Here is a 13,731-nt window from a genome sequence, read left to right as displayed (position 1 = left end):
GGGTACAGTTTTACTTCGGGTTCACCCCCGGAAAAGGGCCTATAGCTCAGGCGGTTAGAGCGCTTCGCTGATAACGAAGAGGTCCCTGGTTCAAGTCCAGGTAGGCCCACTTCCTTTCGAGGAGGATCATGAAAAGGTGGATTCTCGGCGGTCTCACGCTAGTGGGGCTCGGAGTGTTCTTCAGGTGGAGGCAGCAGAACCAATCTGCCCAAGCCGAATGGTCCAAACACACCGACTCGGTGTGAGGGTGAGAACCCAATGGGGGTATGGCGCAATTGGTAGCGCATCTGCTTTGCAAGCAGAGGGTTAGGGGTTCGAGTCCCCTTACCTCCACTCGAGCGTTTTGAGACAGCACTCGTGACTCAGGCTCCGAACCATTGCGGTTCGGAGCCTGAGTCGTTTCACGAGTCCCTCAGGCATCGTCGTGTGAGCTCTTCAGTCAACAGTTACCTCGAAAAGGTCGTCTCCCGAGACGGTGTTTTCGAGTTTCGCGTGGACCGAGGAGCGGATCGGCCGGTGACCGAGGGTACTCAGGACGAGTCCCTCAGGCTCGCCAGTAGCCCAGGTAGGCGTCGATTTCGCCGTCATAGGGGTGGAGGGTCTTGTCCCCGTTGAAGTTCTGCTGCCAGATCTGGCCGTCGTAGTAGATGGCGATGTGTCCGTAGACCGTGGTGTTCTGACCTTGGCCCCAGACGAGGATGTCCCCGTTCTCGAACTTCTGGTCGGTGTGCCAGCTGAAGCCGTTCTTCTCCATCTGCTGGCCGCCTGAGCTGCCCTTCTGGTAGTCGATGGCATTGCCCCAGGCACCGTGGTCGACGCCGTGGACCTCTTCAAGAGCGCGGGAGATCAGGCTCACGCATTCGCCCTGGTAACCGCCCTGGGAGTTCGTGAGGCTCTGGCCCTTGAAGTGCTTGAGGAAGTCGCCGATGCTGTCGAATTTCTTCTCCGCCTGCGGCGATGCTGATGCGGGAGCGCCGGTCGTGCCGGCGGGTGCTGAGGTCTCGGCGGCCATTGCGTAGGTGCTGGTGCCGAGTACGGCGGTGCCTGCGATCATCGCAGCCGCCGGGGTCTTCGTGGTGACGATCTTGAGAGTTATACTCACTCATCCATTCGTTCCGCTAGACATTGTGATGGAAGCCATAGTGCTTCCGGCGTCGACGCTAACAGGCGGAACATGAATACGAGGCAACAGCAGATTTCTGCTCAGCAAACTCTGACGCACGCGGCGGTGTGCGGATGACGTCGCACCGCAAGGCACCGGCCGCGGTGCCCGGCCGAGCTACCCAGCCGCGGTCCCCGGACCCGGCCCCCCGGCGGAACTCCGCCGAAAGTGGGGTTCTCCCCATATTCTCACCATCGCGGAATAAGCTAACGTTGATTGCCGTTGACTGCTTTGTCTGCCAGCGTCAGCGATCGCGGCAGCACATTCCGCCCAGGCCGGGGCGATATACGACACTTCCGATCGGAGCACCTCCTTGTCCAGCGACGCCACTCATTCACGCGCGCCCGAGTCGCACAGCGATGCCATCGATCCTGCCGGCATGCGAGTCATCTGGCTGCTGCTGGTGGCCGCCTTCGTCGCCATCCTCAACGAGACGACGATGGCGATCGCCATCCCCGAGCTCAATGCCACCCTCGGCATCCCGCCCGAGCTCGGACAATGGCTGACCAGCGCCTTCATGCTCACCATGGCCGTGGTCATCCCGACCACCGGCTTCCTCATCCAACGCTTCTCCACGCGCCACATCTTCCTGGCCGCGATGATCCTCTTCTCCACGGGCACGCTCATCTGCATGGTCTCGCCCGGATTCTTCCTGCTCCTCGTCGGCCGGGTCGTCCAGGCCGCAGGCACGGGCATCATGATGCCGCTGCTGATGACGACCATGATGAACGTCGTGCCGGCGCATTCGCGCGGACGGATGATGGGCCGTGTCGGACTCGTCATCTCCCTGGCACCGGCCATCGGACCGACGATGTCGGGAATCGTGCTCGACTCCCTCGGGTGGCGCTGGCTCTTCGGCATCATCCTGCCCATCGCTCTCGTCGCCCTCGGCCTCGGAGCGAAGTGGATGACCAACCTCGGTGAGTCCACCCACGCACCCATCGATGTCGTCTCCATCGTCCTGTCCGTCTTCGCCTTCGGCGGCATCGTCTACGGCCTCAGCCAGTTCGGCGGAGGCCACGGCGGCGAATCCGGCGGCGGCTCCGCGGCAGGACTGGGCTGGGCGATGATCGGCGGCGGAATCGTCTTCCTCGGACTCTTCGTCTGGCGGCAGCTTGTGCTCCAGCGCGGTGACCGGGCGCTGCTCGACCTGCGGGTCTTCAACTCGCGCAACTACGTCCTCTCCGTCATCATCATGGCCGTGGTCGCCCTGTCGATGTTCGGCACGTTCTCGCTGCTGCCGCTCTACCTGCAGAGCGTGGTCGGCCTCGGAGCCACCCAGTCCGGGCTGGTGCTCCTGCCCGGTTCCGTGCTCATGGGCCTGCTCGGGCCCGTGATGGGTCGGATCTACGATGCCAAGGGCCCGAAGACGCTGTTGGTGCCGGGCACGATCATGATCGCGGCCGCGATGTTCGCCTACTCGAACGTCGGTGTGGGCACATCGATCTGGCTGCTCATCATCATCCAGATCGTCATGTCCCTGGGCCTGGCCGGATCGTTCACCCCGCTGTTCTCCGCTTCCCTGGGATCGCTGAGACGGCACCTGTACTCGCATGGTTCGGCGGCGCTGAACACGCTCCAGCAGGTCGCGGGCGCGGCCGGAACGGCGCTGCTCATCTCGATCTACTCCGCGGCCCTGCATTCGGGGCAGGCCGCCGGGCGCTCGATCCCGGAGGCCGGTGCTCCTGGCGGGCACTCGGCCTTCCTGCTGGCCACGATCATCGCGCTCGTGCCGGTCGTGCTCGCGTTCTTCATTCGCAAGCCAGAAGACCAGGACGACACCCCCGCCGAGGTGGTCGAACCGGTGGAAGGCTCACCCGCCGAGTGATCTCGGCAGGTGATACCCCCGGCTGATCCCAAGCGATCACGCCGGTGATCCGAAACACATCGGAGACCGGCTGAGGCCCCGCTGTTCCGCGCAGATACGCGGAACAGCGGGGCCTCGGAAATTGTTAGGCGTGTCTAAGTCTCAGTTGTGCGTAGACACACCGGGACCGGGTTCGACAGCCTTGATGTCGAAGGGGAGTAGTTCCGCCCCGCGCATTCTTGAGAGCGAATGAGTGGGACGCGCTTCGTCGACATACTGGCGATCACGATGATCCGCCCGGCGACGCACCTGCCACCGGCAGGCGAACGAGACCTTCGGCCGCTTGTCGTGTCCGAGGTCTTCCCCGGGATGCGGCACGTCCCTGGAGACTGAATGCCTGCAGCAATCGTGAGACGAATCGTTCTGTGCCTCGTCATCGCATCACCCGCCCTGATCCTGCGGATCACCGGCATCGAACTCGCACCGCCGCTGGAACTCCTGGCCTTCGGAGCCGCGATCGTGTCCGCCGCGTTCCTGCTGGCCTGGGCCGCCGAGGCGGCGCAGAAGGACATCTCGGGCGCTCTGGCCATCGCCCTGTTGGCGCTCATCGCCGTGCTCCCCGAGTACGCCGTGGACCTCTACTACGCCTTCCGCTCGGGGTCCGATCCCGAGTATCTGCACTTCGCCGCGGCGAACATGACCGGATCGAATCGGCTTCTGCTCGGCTTCGGCTGGCCGCTCGTCGTCGTCATCGCCCTTCTCGTCGCCCGCCGCATCGCCAAGCGTACGAAGTCACCGGTGCAGACCTCGCTGCGTCTGGAATCCGGCAGCCGCATGGACATCGGGTTCCTCGTCATCCTCGGCGTCATCGCCTTCGCCATCCCGCTGCTCGGGAGCATTCCGGTCTGGTTCGGCATCGCACTCATCCTGATCTTCATCGCCTACCTGTGGCGGGCGGGTTCGGCCGCCGGTGACGAGAACGAGGAATTCGTCGGGGCCGCCGCCCTCATCGTCGAGATGCCCACCCGGGCCCGTCGGATCACCGTGGTGGCTATGTTCCTCGTCTCTGCCGCGATCATCCTCACCTCCGCCGAACCCTTCGCCGAGGCGCTCGTGGCCTCCGGGTCGGCGTTGGGCATCGACAGCTACTTCCTCGTCCAGTGGCTGGCCCCGCTGGCCTCGGAGGCACCCGAGTTCATCATCGCCGCGATGTTCGCCCTGCGTGGGATGGGCGGGGCCGCCATCGGCACCCTCATCGCCTCGAAGGTCAACCAGTGGAGTCTGCTCGTCGGCTCGCTGCCGGTCGCTCACCTGTTCGGCGGCGGCGACGTCATGCTGCCGTTGGACGGTCGGCAGATCGAGGAGTTCACGCTCACGGCCACGCAGACCATCCTCGGTGTGGCGATCATTCTGGCCCTGCGCTTCCACTGGGTGCCCGCGCTCGGGCTCGCCGCACTGTTCGGGCTGCAGTTCTTCATCACGGACACGACCGGACGCTATGTGCTCTCGGCGATCCAGGCTGGACTGGCGATCGTCTTCCTCATCATCCATCGTCGGGATATCGTGCCGACCCTGCGTGCTCCGTTCCGGCGTCCGGAGCAGGTCGTCGCCGAGGTGGAAGAGGAGTCGGAGACATCCGAACGGGTGCGTGCGTAGAATGAGCACGATGCCGCGCCCTCCCGTCACCCGGATGGTCGAGGACTACGTCACCCTGATCTGGAAGGCCTATGAGTGGCCGGGCGGTCGCCCCGCCACCACGGACCTTGCCGAGCAGCTGGGAGTGACCGCCTCGACGGTCTCGGCGAACCTGAAAAAGCTCGCCCGTGACGGCTACATCGACTACGAGCCCTACGGTCAGATCACGCTCACCGACGAGGGCAGGCAGATCGCCGTGGAGATCGTCAGGCGCCATCGCATCGTCGAGACCTACCTCGTCGAGGCGCTCGGTCTGACCTGGGATCAGGTCCATGTGGAGGCCGACCGGCTCGAGCACGCGGTCTCGGATCTCGTGCTCGAGCGGATGAACATCGTCCTCGGCAGGCCGGCCCGCGACCCGCACGGCGACCCGATCCCCGATGCCGAGGGACATACCGCCGAATTCCCCAGCCGACCGCTGGCCGACTCGGACTCGGGAGTTGAGGTCGAGGTCGTCCGAGTCTCCGATCGCTCTCCCGAGCTGCTGCGTTACCTCGACGAACGCGGCATCGTCATCGGTACGAAGCTGCGGGTGGTCTCGGTGAGCTCCGCGGCCTCGTCGATTGCCGTGGACATCGCCGGGGAGAGCATCGAACTCGCTCTCGATGCCGCCGAGGCGATCCGCGTCGAACCTGAGCTCGACTGACGGTCAGAGGGCGTCGGCTGACGGTCAGAGCATCGGCCGACCGCTCGTCTGGCGTGCCGAGCGACGAGCGTGCCGGGATCAGACCGAACTGGAGACTCGGTCGCCCTCCTCGACTTCCGCCGCCTCTCTTCCGGCACGCCGCAGCTCTCCACCGCGAGCGACCCCCGCGAGGAGCAGAACCGCGATCCCGCCGACGGTGACCAGTGCCCCGGCCCACAGCGGCGAGGCATAGCCGAGACCTGCGGCGATCGTCAGTCCGCCGATCCACGCGCCGACGGCATTGCCGATGTTGAAGGCGGCGATGTTGGCACCGGACCCCAGCGTCTGGGCGTCACCGGAATGGCGCATGATGCGCATCTGCAGCGCCGGCACCGTTGCGAAGCCGAATCCGCCCATGAGGAACAGCGCGATGATCGTCGCGACCTGGCTGCCGGCGACCTGCGAGAATACGGCGAGGATGACGGCGAGTCCGATGAAGAGCGTGAGCAGGGTGGCTCCGAGGTTCCTGTCCGCGGCACGTCCCCCGAAGAAGTTTCCGATGAACAGTCCGACCCCGAAGAGGACGAGCAGCCAGGGCACGGCCGCGCTGGAGAAGCCGGAGACCCCGGTGAGCGTGAAGGCCATATAGGTGAAGGCTCCGAACATGCCACCGTAGCCGAGAACGGTGATGGCGATGGAGGCCCAGACCTGTCCGGAGGCAAAGATCCGGAACTCGCCGAGGATGCTCCCGGTCCTGTTCGCCTGAGTCGTTGCGGCGGGGATGAGAACGGCGATGCCGATGAGGGCGATGATGCCGATGACGGAGATCGCCCAGAAGGTCGAGCGCCAGCCTGCGGCTTGGCCGAGGAAGGTACCGAGCGGCACTCCGAGCACATTGGCGCTGGTCAGGCCCGCGAACATCATCGAGATGGCGGAGGCCTGCCGGTTCGGTGCGACGAGTGAGGCCGCAACGACGGAGCCGATGCCGAAGAAGGCGCCGTGGCAGAGTGCCGCGACGATGCGTCCGAGCATCATCGCCTCGTAGCTCGGGGCCAGAGCCGAGAGGGCGTTGCCGATGATGAAGAGGATCATGAGTCCGATGAGGGCGAATTTGCGGTTGACGCGGGTCAGCGCCACGGTGACGAGGATGGCGCCGATGGCGACGGCCAGGGCGTAGCCGGAGATGAGGTAGCCGGCGACGGTTTCGGTGACGCCGAAGTCGGCGGCCACCTCGGGCAGCAGACCCATGATGACGAACTCCGTGAGTCCGATTCCGAACCCGCCGATGGCGAGTGCGAGCAGTGCGAGTGGCATGGTGATGCGAACCTTTCAGGCGAGGCAGATGCCGTCGGAGACTTGGCGGCGCGGACGATGACTATGCGAATGGTGACTGTGCGTACGCAATATGCCGCGTGTGCACTAATTGCAGACGCAACGGTATAAATAGTTGCACACGCGGACTATGTGCGCAAGTGGTGTATTCTGGAGAGAACAGGAAGCGAAGGAGAATCACGTGGGCATCAGGGATGACGCGGTCGAAATCAGAGCCCGCGGTTGGCGCACATTGGCGGCTCTGCACGGTCTCATCGAGACCGAGCTCGAGCGTTGCCTGCAGCGCGAGCACGGACTGTCCGTGGTCGAATTCACCGTTCTCGACGCGCTCAGCCGGCAAGACGGCTGGCATATGCGGATGCGACAGCTCGCCCGTGCCGCGGCGCTGTCCTCGAGTGCGACGACCCGTCTGGTCACCCGTCTCGAGGATCGTGGTCTGCTCACCCGAGTTCTCTGCGACGACGATCGGCGCGGCATCTACACCGAGCTGACCGATACCGGGGAGAAGCTGCTCGCCGAGGCTCATCCGACACATGACCAAGTGCTCGAGGAGACTCTCGCCGAGGCGCGGGAGACCCCGGAACTCGCACCTCTGGTCTCGGCTCTCTATGCTGAAGTGAGCGTCTGAGCCGAGTGCCCTTCTACGTCCTCGACAGTTCCGTTGCGGGAGTCTCGGCGGCCGAGTAAAATCTGCCAGTACCCGGGGGTATGGCGCAATTGGTAGCGCATCTGCTTTGCAAGCAGAGGGTTAGGGGTTCGAGTCCCCTTACCTCCACTCGAAAAGCTCGTAAGACAGAGCTCGCACAAGAAGATCCCGCCGACAGCGCTGTGAACGCTGTCGACGGGATCTTCGTCTGTGCTCGGTGCCCGACTAGGTCAGGCGTGCACGCGGATGAGGTGTTCGTTGGTGAACGCCTGGAACGCCCACTGGGCGTTCTCGCGGCCGTAGCCCGAACGGTTGATGCCGCCGAACGGGTACTCCGGTCCCGACTCCATGTGGGAGTTGATCAGCGTCATGCCGGCGTTGATCTTCTCGGCGAAGGCTTCACCCTTCTCCAGGTCATCGGTCCACACCGAGCTCATCAGGCCGTATTCGGTGTCATTGGCCAGACGCAGAGCATCCTCTTCGTCCTTGGCCCGGTAGACCATGACGGCGGGTCCGAAGAGCTCGTTGCAGCCGAGGTCCGACTTCGGGTCGATGTCGGAGATCACGGCCGGGGACATGAACCAGCCCGGACGGTCGAGCTTCTTGCCGCCGGTGTGCAGCGTGGCGCCGTCGGACACGGCCTTGTCGATCATCTCGACGATCTCGTTGAGAGCACCCTCGGAAGAGACCGGGCCCATGCCGACCTCGGGGTCGTCGAAGTCCGAGACCTTCGTCGCCTCGGCGGCCTTGACCGCCTCGGCGAGGAATTCGTCGTAGAGATCATCGACGACGATCATGCGCTTGGGCGAGGTGCAGACCTGACCGGCGTTCGCCAGGCGCAGGCCGACGAGCTTCTGGGCCAGGGCCGGCACGTCCTTCGAATCGAGGACGACGGCGGGGTCGTTGCCGCCGAGCTCGAGGACCGCGCGCTTGTAGTACTTCGCGGCGATCGCGGCCACCGAAGCACCCGCACCCTCGGAGCCGGTGAGCGAGAAGCCCTTGACGCGGAAGTCCTTGAGGACCTCCTCGGCGTGGGAGGAATCGAGGTAGATGTTCTGGTACACGCCCACCGGCAGACCCGCCTCGACGAGGAGCTCCTCGAAGTACTGGGACGACTTCGGGCAGATCGAGGCCTGCTTCATGATGATCGCGTTGCCGACCATGAGGTTGGGCAGCACGAAGCGCGCGATCTGGTTGTAGGGGAAGTTCCACGGCATGATGCCCAGGAGCACGCCCAACGGCTGGTGGCGGACGTAGCTGCTGGCCGCACCCGCGGCGGCCAGGTGGGTGGGGGCCAGGTTGGCGGCGGCGTTGTCGGCCATCCACCGAGCGGTGCGAGCGACCTTGTCGACCTCGCCGAGGCCCTGCTTCTTGATCTTGCCCATCTCACGACCGATGACGTCGGTCATCTCTTCGGCGTTGGCATCGACGAGGTCGGCGAACTTCCGCAGGATCGCCGCGCGCTCATGCAGCGGGGTCTCCTTCCACGCAAGGTGGGCCTCATGGGCACGATCGATGTAACCGGGGATCTCTTCCTTGGGGACGGAGGCGAACTCCTCTTCCACTTCACCGGTGTTGGCGTTGGTCACTGCAAACTTGCTCATAGAACGTCCTTTCGTCCATCGTCTCTGCATCTAACACAGTAGAGGGGAGTCCCTATTCCTGGCAGGCGTGTCCATAATGGCACGTTCGGCGGTCGGCTGAGACATCGGCCGTCGCCGAGGCCGCGACTTCGAGGCGCTGGCGGGCTTTATGTAGGTCCATGGAGAGAGTGAGCGGAATCGGCGGGTACTTCCTACGAGCGCAGGATCCTGAGTCCATGCTGGCCTGGTACCGGGACGTTCTCGGCATCGACCTCGGTGCACACGGCCTGTGGAATCAGCCGGAGGGTCCCACGGTGATCGCGACCTTCGATGCCGACACCGACTACTTCGGGTCCCGTTCCGAAGGCTTCGGACAGCAGCAGACCATGCTCAACTTCCGGGTCCCCGATCTCGATAGGATGCTGACTCAGGTCCGGGAGTCCGGCGCCGAGGTGGATCCCGAGACCCAGGAGCTGGCCGGGGTCGGACGCTTCGGCTGGGTCCAGGATCCCGAGGGCAATCGGATCGAACTCTGGCAGCCGCCCAGCGACGACGGAGAGGGGCAGCGATGACGGCGGGAGTACGCACCCTCACCTATTTCGTCGCGATGTCCCTCGACGGCTTCATCGCCGGACCCGATGGAGGCGACCCGAGCAGCTGGTGGCCGATCACCGAGGACTATGTCTCCTTCCTCCGCGAGGAGTACCCGGAGACGCTGCCCGGTCCGGCAAGAGAGGCGATGGGGCTGACAGCATCGGGAAGACATTTCGACAGCGTGGTCGAAGGGCGGCGGTCCTTCGAGGTCGGATTGGCTGCTGGCCTCTCGGACGCCTACCCGCATCTGCGACATCTCGTCATCTCGAGCTCTCTGACCGCGAAACCCGACTCCGCCGTGGAAGTCATCGGCGAGGACCCGGTGGGACGGATCCGTGAGCTCAAGGCCGAACCCGGCCTCGGGATCTGGCTCGTCGGAGGCGGTGCGGTGGCCGCGAGCCTGCGGTCCGAGATCGAAGAGCTGATCATCAAGCTCGCTCCCATCAGCCTCGGCGCAGGGGTCCCGCTGTGGGGAACCGAATCTAGCTTCGACAGCACCGGGTGGATTCGGAAGGAAGTGCGGACTCTTCCCGGCGGGATGACTCTGCTGCGCTTTGTGCGGCACCGGGGCACGGCGCCGCAGGAGCGGGCCCATCGCTCGCGTGCCAGGAACGCTCGACGCGAAGGGCCACCCAGACGAGCGCCAGGGCGGCCAGGGCGAGAACGATCGCCACGAGAACCGGGGCTCTGAAGCCCCACCCGAGGGCGATGACCGCCCCGCCGAGTGCGGGCCCCGCGGCATTGCCGACGTTGAAGGCGGAGGTGTTGACGCTCGCCGGGAGGGTCGGCGCCTGAGTGGCGATCTGGAAGACGCGGGCATTGAGCGCTCCGGCGATCGAGAAACCGCTGGCACCGACGAGGACGATCATGACGATCGTGGCCCAGCCGTTGTCGGCGACGAGCCACAGGGCGAGCAGGCTGAGAGCCAGGGCCGCGAGGCTGCCGATGATATTGCCGAAGATGCTGCGGTCGGCGAGCCTGCCGCCGACCACCACGCCGATGAACGAGCCGATCCCGAAGGCCGCGAGAACACCGGGGACCAGAGCCGGGGAGAGTCCGGCGACCTGAGTGAGCAGCGGCGAGAAGTAGGAGAATGCGGCGAACACCGAGGCCTGGAACAGCGCCGTCGTGCCCAGGGCCAACCAGATCCGCGGGCCTCTGAAGGCCACGAGCTCGGCCCTGAGCAGGGTCGGCAGGTGCAGCTCCGCCTCGGCGCGCTCTTCCTTCGTCGACCTGGTGGTCACGGCGATGAGGACCGCAGCGAGCGCGGTGACGACGGCGACGGCCCAGAAGGTCGCGCGCCACCCGTACTGCGTGCCCACCCAGGTGCCCAGCGGGACGCCGACGAGGTTCGACACCGTGAGTCCGCCGACGAGCCCGGCCAGGGCGCGACCGTGCACCTCGCGCGGGGCGATCCTGGTCGTGTGCACGGCGGCGACCGCCCAGAACCCTCCGCAGGCGATGGCCGAGAGGACGCGGCTGAGCATGAGCAGCGAGTAGCTCGGGGCGAGTGCGGCGAGGATGTGCAGGGCGGAGAAGGCGATGATCGTGATGATCATCGTGGCCTTCCGCGGAAGCTTGAGGGTGAGCAGCGCCATTGCGGGGGCACCGACGATCATGCCGACGGCGAATCCGGTGATGAGCAGCCCGGCCTGCGGGATGCTGATGTCCAGATCGGCGCTGATGGGTTCGAGGATGCCGGCGATCATGAATTCGCTGGTGCCGAGGCAGAAGATCACGGCGGCCAGCAGGTAGACCTGGGCGGGCACGCGGATCCGGGACGCTGCGCTCGTCTCAGTGGATGAGGTCGTCATGACTGGGGACTGCTTTCTGTCGGAGTGGGAGCGTCGAGGGCTGCTCGACCCGCCGGGGTGCACAGGTTTTCGACGAAGGCTCTGGCCTGGGCGAGCACCGTCTCGGCCGGGAGGACTCGAGCGCCGATTCGCAGGCCCGCAAGCACGCTTTGGACGAGTTCTCCATGGACGTTCGCGTCGATGGCCGGCCGGATGTGCCCGGCCGCCTGCCCGCGTTCGATGAGCGTCCGATAGGCGGCCACCCAGGAATCGCGGTCGGGATCGAGGATCGAGCTGACCGCATCGACCTCGCGGCCGAGTTCGGCCGCGGTGTTCGCGGAGAGGCAGCCCGTGCGGTTCTCGTCCGCGCACTGCTTGGTCAGCTCCGCGCCGAGGCGGTGCATGAGGAGCGCGGGTGCCGGTCGGGAGCTGGTCAGCAGCTCCTCACGGGCGGGAATCCCGGTCGCGGTGTAGTCGCGCAGTGCGCGGAGGAACACCGCGTCGAGGCTGTCGAAGGTGTTGTAGAAGCTCGACCGGCCGATGTCGGCACGTTCGCAGACGAGTCCGACGTCGGTTCCGGCGTAGCCGTGTTCGCTGAACACGGCGATGGCTGCGTCGATCACCGCCTGCTCGTCGAAGGTCTTCTTCCTGCCCATGAGGCGAGCGTAATGCATTCTGGACAGAGGTGTCCAATAAAATCTTCATGGAGCTCTGCGGGCTCGGAGAAGCGGTGCTCAGGCCCTGCGAGAGGACAGGATGCAGAACTCATTGCCTTCGGGGTCGGCAAGGACGACCCAGGGTTCGTCGCCCGTCTGGCCGATCTCCACGCGCTTCGCGCCGAGGGAGAGGAAACGGGCCACCTCGGCGGCCTGGTCGTCGGGACGGAAATCGAGATGCATCCGGTTCTTCACGGTCTTCGGCTCAACATCGATGCCGAAGATCAGTCCGGGCAGACGTTCGGGGGTTTCGCGGATCTCGATTTCGGTCTCGTTCTCATCGACGATCACCCACCCGAGCGCCTCGGCCCACCACCGTCCTAGAGCATGCGGTTCGCGAGCGTCGATGACGGACTGTTCCCACACAAGTGACATGGACCCAGGCTAGATGTACTTCCTCGACACGTTGTGAACAGGGAAGCCCCGGCCGAGGCGGTGGACGCACGGCCGCCGGCGATCACAACAGGTGTACCGTGACGGCAGGGCACCATGATGCGTACTGATCCGCAATGATGGCTGCTGACCCGCACACCGAACCCGAGGAGGCAGTCCACGATGAGTCCGACCGACAGGGAAGTCAGGAAGCAGCTGCGTGAGAACGCAGCGAACTGGAAGCTCGGCCTGTTCTACTTCTGTCCGCGCGATCCGGCGTTCCTCGTTCCGAAGCGCGTCGGCATCGGATGGACGGTCAACTTCGGCAGCCCGTGGTCGTTGCTCTTCGTCGCGGCTGTCGTGGGGGCCGTGGTGTGGGGCATCTTCTCCTGAGCGCAGCCCCGAGGTTCAGACACCCACATCCTGGAGGTGGTGCTTGACCTCGTGGAGACCGTACCTGGTCAGCGAGGTGATCGTGAACTCACGACCATCGGCCCGGTATCCCTTGCGATTCCATTCGTCGTTGGCGACGTCGGCGAGTTGCGCCGAATATCCCTGGGCGGCCGAGCGGAAGCCGGCGAACACCTCGGCGGAGTCGGCATGGGCGTAGTCGGATTCGAGGGCGACCGAATCCCCGTCGAAGTTCGGCAGGGTGGGCCCCTCCTCGGCGATCATCAGCCGGGTGCGCTCGCGGAAGAGGTCGAGGACGTCGCGCATATGTGCCCCGTATTCGAGCGCCGACCACCGATGCGGATCCGCACGCTGGCCGGCATCGGCGCGACTGAGCACCGCCTCCCAAGCCTGGGCGGCGGAGAGGATCTCATCCGGGGCGGTGCTGACGTCCTCGACTCCGGTGAAGCCGCATTCGGCGCACCCGCCGTCGATGACCTCGGCCCAGTCACGCGTGTCCGGGGTGATCTCGTCCATGGTCGTGTCCTTCCTGGAAGCTCGGATTCCCACCGGCGCCGAGGTGGCTCCCACCTCGGCGCGGTGTCATCCGCCGTTGATGATCGTCGCGAGCACCCTCGCCTGGCTGATGTCATCGCGCTTCGCGGCCGTGAGCAGAGTCAGCGTGCCCCTCTTCGCGTATCCCCGCAGGCTCTCGAGCGCCTCGGCGGGTTCCTCGGCCTTGAGCTCCTCTCGGTATCGACGTGAGAACTCCTCGAACTTCTCCGGGTCGTGGGAGTACCACTTGCGCAGTTCGGTCGATGGGGCGACGGCCTTCGCCCAGTCGTCGAGCTCGGCTTTGTCCTTGCTGACTCCGCGCGGCCAGACCCGGTCGACGAGGACGCGGGTGCCGTCGGAGTTCTCCGGGTCATCGTAGATGCGGCGGACCCGGGCGTTCTTCTGTGCGGCCATCAGTGACCTCCGTTCTGTGGTCGTCTTCAGTCTATGACGCGTCTCCG

Annotated in this window: 14 protein-coding genes, 3 tRNA genes and 1 pseudogene; 10 read left to right on the top strand and 8 right to left on the bottom strand. The window is 65.4% G+C overall.

Annotation, left to right across the window (positions count from 1 at the left end):
* Positions 1-35 precede the first annotated feature (35 nt).
* A tRNA-Ile gene (locus CV023_RS11090) sits at positions 36-109 on the top strand.
* A 151-nt stretch (positions 110-260) separates the two neighbouring features.
* Positions 261-333, top strand: a tRNA-Ala gene (locus CV023_RS11085).
* Between the two features lie 211 nt (positions 334-544).
* Here CV023_RS11085 and CV023_RS11080 read toward each other — a convergent pair.
* Positions 545-1,102: a CHAP domain-containing protein gene (locus tag CV023_RS11080; protein ID WP_230745697.1), complete on the bottom strand. Its 558-nt coding sequence runs from the start codon at positions 1,100-1,102 to the stop codon at positions 545-547.
* A 439-nt stretch (positions 1,103-1,541) separates the two neighbouring features.
* Here CV023_RS11080 and CV023_RS11075 point away from each other — a divergent pair, with 439 nt between their 5' ends.
* From CV023_RS11075 to CV023_RS11065, 3 genes are all read left to right on the top strand, one after another.
* A complete protein-coding gene (locus tag CV023_RS11075) occupies positions 1,542-2,990 on the top strand; it encodes an MDR family MFS transporter (protein ID WP_230745695.1) in 1,449 nt (482 codons plus the stop codon).
* A 372-nt stretch (positions 2,991-3,362) separates the two neighbouring features.
* Positions 3,363-4,625, top strand: coding sequence for a sodium:proton exchanger (locus CV023_RS11070; protein ID WP_230745694.1), 1,263 nt, complete (start codon positions 3,363-3,365; stop codon positions 4,623-4,625).
* A gap of 10 nt (positions 4,626-4,635) precedes the next feature.
* A complete protein-coding gene (locus CV023_RS11065) occupies positions 4,636-5,310 on the top strand; it encodes a metal-dependent transcriptional regulator (RefSeq protein ID WP_230745692.1) in 675 nt (224 codons plus the stop codon).
* 78 nt (positions 5,311-5,388) lie between these two features.
* On the opposite strand, the gene CV023_RS11060 is transcribed toward CV023_RS11065, so the two are convergent.
* Positions 5,389-6,603 carry an MFS transporter gene (locus CV023_RS11060; protein WP_230745690.1) on the bottom strand — a complete coding sequence of 405 codons (1,215 nt, stop codon included), beginning with the start codon at positions 6,601-6,603 and terminating at the stop codon, positions 5,389-5,391.
* A gap of 199 nt (positions 6,604-6,802) precedes the next feature.
* Here CV023_RS11060 and CV023_RS11055 point away from each other — a divergent pair, with 199 nt between their 5' ends.
* Together CV023_RS11055 and CV023_RS11050 are read left to right on the top strand one after the other, a co-directional pair.
* On the top strand, positions 6,803-7,249 hold the full coding sequence (locus CV023_RS11055; protein WP_230745688.1) for a MarR family winged helix-turn-helix transcriptional regulator: 447 nt from the start codon (positions 6,803-6,805) through the stop codon (positions 7,247-7,249).
* A gap of 74 nt (positions 7,250-7,323) precedes the next feature.
* A tRNA-Ala gene (locus tag CV023_RS11050) sits at positions 7,324-7,396 on the top strand.
* A 101-nt stretch (positions 7,397-7,497) separates the two neighbouring features.
* Here the strand turns inward: CV023_RS11050 and CV023_RS11045 are convergent.
* Positions 7,498-8,901 (bottom strand): aldehyde dehydrogenase family protein, encoded by a 1,404-nt coding sequence (locus CV023_RS11045; protein WP_269067307.1) that lies wholly within the window; start codon positions 8,899-8,901, stop codon positions 7,498-7,500.
* A 128-nt stretch (positions 8,902-9,029) separates the two neighbouring features.
* Here CV023_RS11045 and CV023_RS11040 point away from each other — a divergent pair, with 128 nt between their 5' ends.
* Together CV023_RS11040 and CV023_RS11035 are read left to right on the top strand one after the other, a co-directional pair.
* Entirely contained in the window at positions 9,030-9,422 is a 393-nt protein-coding gene (locus tag CV023_RS11040) for a VOC family protein (protein ID WP_230745684.1), read from the top strand.
* Positions 9,419-9,925, top strand: a pseudogene (locus tag CV023_RS11035) (dihydrofolate reductase family protein); the annotation flags it as partial. The gene CV023_RS11040 and the pseudogene CV023_RS11035, both read left to right, overlap by 4 nt.
* 1 nt (position 9,926) lies before the next feature.
* Here CV023_RS11035 and CV023_RS11030 read toward each other — a convergent pair.
* The 3 genes from CV023_RS11030 to CV023_RS11020 form a co-directional block, all read right to left on the bottom strand.
* Entirely contained in the window at positions 9,927-11,258 is a 1,332-nt protein-coding gene (locus CV023_RS11030; RefSeq protein ID WP_230745683.1) for a Cmx/CmrA family chloramphenicol efflux MFS transporter, read from the bottom strand.
* Positions 11,255-11,893, bottom strand: a complete 639-nt coding sequence (locus CV023_RS11025) for a TetR/AcrR family transcriptional regulator (RefSeq protein ID WP_230745682.1) — start codon at positions 11,891-11,893, stop codon at positions 11,255-11,257. Before CV023_RS11025 ends, CV023_RS11030 begins: the two co-directional genes overlap by 4 nt.
* A 78-nt stretch (positions 11,894-11,971) precedes the next feature.
* Positions 11,972-12,328, bottom strand: a complete 357-nt coding sequence (locus CV023_RS11020) for a VOC family protein (protein ID WP_230745681.1) — start codon at positions 12,326-12,328, stop codon at positions 11,972-11,974.
* Positions 12,329-12,508: 180 nt separating this feature from the next.
* On the opposite strand from CV023_RS11020, the gene CV023_RS11015 reads away from it, so the two are divergent.
* Positions 12,509-12,718, top strand: a complete 210-nt coding sequence (locus CV023_RS11015) for a DUF5808 domain-containing protein (RefSeq protein ID WP_230745680.1) — start codon at positions 12,509-12,511, stop codon at positions 12,716-12,718.
* 15 nt (positions 12,719-12,733) lie between these two features.
* On the opposite strand, the gene CV023_RS11010 is transcribed toward CV023_RS11015, so the two are convergent.
* Positions 12,734-13,252 (bottom strand): DinB family protein, encoded by a 519-nt coding sequence (locus CV023_RS11010; RefSeq protein WP_230745679.1) that lies wholly within the window; start codon positions 13,250-13,252, stop codon positions 12,734-12,736.
* A gap of 66 nt (positions 13,253-13,318) precedes the next feature.
* Entirely contained in the window at positions 13,319-13,684 is a 366-nt protein-coding gene (locus CV023_RS11005) for a DUF488 domain-containing protein (protein WP_230745678.1), read from the bottom strand.
* Positions 13,685-13,731: the final 47 nt, after the last annotated feature.

It is taken from the genome of Brevibacterium sp. CCUG 69071 (assembly GCF_021023135.1).
GTDB lineage: Bacteria > Actinomycetota > Actinomycetes > Actinomycetales > Brevibacteriaceae > Brevibacterium.
This window is presented reverse-complemented; position numbering and strand designations above follow the sequence as displayed.

Excerpts from the sequence above, each read along its gene's own strand:
- CV023_RS11040 (WP_230745684.1), top strand. The coding sequence starts at position 9,030 with ATGGAGAGAGTGAGCGGAATCGGCGGGTACTTCCTACGAGCGCAGGAT.
- CV023_RS11005 (WP_230745678.1), bottom strand. The coding sequence starts at position 13,684 with ATGGCCGCACAGAAGAACGCCCGGGTCCGCCGCATCTACGATGACCCG.
- CV023_RS11045 (WP_269067307.1), bottom strand. The coding sequence starts at position 8,901 with ATGCAGAGACGATGGACGAAAGGACGTTCTATGAGCAAGTTTGCAGTG.
- CV023_RS11020 (WP_230745681.1), bottom strand. The coding sequence starts at position 12,328 with ATGTCACTTGTGTGGGAACAGTCCGTCATCGACGCTCGCGAACCGCAT.
- CV023_RS11030 (WP_230745683.1), bottom strand. The coding sequence starts at position 11,258 with ATGACGACCTCATCCACTGAGACGAGCGCAGCGTCCCGGATCCGCGTG.
- CV023_RS11010 (WP_230745679.1), bottom strand. The coding sequence starts at position 13,252 with ATGGACGAGATCACCCCGGACACGCGTGACTGGGCCGAGGTCATCGAC.
- CV023_RS11060 (WP_230745690.1), bottom strand. The coding sequence starts at position 6,603 with ATGCCACTCGCACTGCTCGCACTCGCCATCGGCGGGTTCGGAATCGGA.
- CV023_RS11015 (WP_230745680.1), top strand. The coding sequence starts at position 12,509 with ATGAGTCCGACCGACAGGGAAGTCAGGAAGCAGCTGCGTGAGAACGCA.
- CV023_RS11075 (WP_230745695.1), top strand. The coding sequence starts at position 1,542 with ATGCGAGTCATCTGGCTGCTGCTGGTGGCCGCCTTCGTCGCCATCCTC.
- CV023_RS11065 (WP_230745692.1), top strand. The coding sequence starts at position 4,636 with ATGCCGCGCCCTCCCGTCACCCGGATGGTCGAGGACTACGTCACCCTG.
- CV023_RS11025 (WP_230745682.1), bottom strand. The coding sequence starts at position 11,893 with ATGGGCAGGAAGAAGACCTTCGACGAGCAGGCGGTGATCGACGCAGCC.
- CV023_RS11070 (WP_230745694.1), top strand. The coding sequence starts at position 3,363 with ATGCCTGCAGCAATCGTGAGACGAATCGTTCTGTGCCTCGTCATCGCA.